The 1335-nt window shown below is 42.5% G+C and carries 1 protein-coding gene and 1 rRNA gene; both read left to right on the plus strand.

Going from position 1 to position 1335, the window contains the following annotated elements; translation table 11 throughout:
- The first annotated feature begins 84 nt into the window (after positions 1–84).
- Positions 85–789: an NAD-dependent protein deacylase gene (locus tag WEIDD23_RS11900; protein ID WP_062359089.1), complete on the plus strand. Its 705-nt coding sequence runs from the start codon at positions 85–87 to the stop codon at positions 787–789.
- Positions 790–1191: 402 nt separating this feature from the next.
- Positions 1192–1335 (plus strand): 16S ribosomal RNA (locus WEIDD23_RS13850); the annotation flags it as partial.

The raw sequence follows: 1335 nt of genomic DNA on the forward strand, positions 1-1335 counted from the left end.
CTATAAGACATCTGTTCGTGAAGTACTTGAACAAATTGGTCAACCGTTCGTCGTGCGTCAAGCAGACTAAGGAGGTAGACGATGATGTTACTATCTGCAGAACAGCAACGATTGTTTGATGATGCCCAGAAAATTGTGTTTTTAACAGGTGCTGGCGTTTCAACGGCGTCGGGGATTCCCGACTATCGTTCTAAAGGTGGCATTTATGATGATAGTGGCGTTGTTGAACGACCTGAATATTTGTTGAGTACTGACGCGTTAAACCGTGAACCTGAGAAGATGTATCAGTTTATGAAGGAAAACATGTATTTTCCGGATGCTAAGCCAAACATCATTCACCAAAAGATGGCGGCACTAACGCACCAGGGCCGGGCACGAATCATTACACAAAATGTGGATAGTTTGCATACCCAAGCCGGTGCAGAAAATGTTATCGAGTTTCACGGTTCGTTATATAACATTTATGCGGTGACCGATGGTGCCCCAGCAACATTTGAGGCGTATATGCAAGATATGCGTCGGGCAGACGGTGCACTACTTCGGCCGGGAATTACGTTGTATGGTGAAATTCCCTTTCACGTGACAGAAGCCGCGCAATGGGTGCATGAGGCTGACTTGATCGTCATCGTCGGGACAAGTTTTGTGGTGTATCCGTTCGCTGGCTTATTGCAGTATGCGCAAGCTCAAGTGCCAATCATTGCGGTAAACTTGGAGACTATCCCAGCGCCAGCTAATGTTGTGCAGGTGATTGGGGATGCACAAATTTACTTTGATGAATTACGGGTATAAATTTTTGGAAAAGCTCTCGTTATTGATGGATAACGAGAGCTTTTTTGTTATCTGACGTTTTGTGTGAATTAATTTTGAAGAAAGTGTTGACGAATTGTGTTTCTATCTGTAATATAGATTAAGTTGTTTCGCAGGAAACAGCGACAAGTAAAAAGATATCGCATGAGACGTTGATAAATTGATTTAAACAAGTTGTTGACATCGTTTGAGATTCTTGTTATGATATAGAAGTTGTCGGGTGAGACAACGACGTAGGTCATTGAAAACTGAATATCGTTTCGATGAAACAAATGTGTAGGGTCATCAAGCTAGTTCTTGATGCAAAAACATTTGCGAAGTCAATTCGCTAGTAAATTCGTTTAACTTCTGTTAAACAATAAAAATTGAGTTATACTCAAACTTCAAATTGAGAGTTTGATCCTGGCTCAGGATGAACGCTGGCGGCGTGCCTAATACATGCAAGTCGAACGCTTTGTGGTTCAACTGATTTGAAGAGCTTGCTCAGATATGACGATGGACATTGCAAAGAGTGGCGAACGGGTGAGC

This window comes from Weissella sp. DD23 (assembly GCF_001579105.1).
In the GTDB taxonomy this organism is placed as follows: domain Bacteria; phylum Bacillota; class Bacilli; order Lactobacillales; family Lactobacillaceae; genus Weissella; species Weissella cibaria.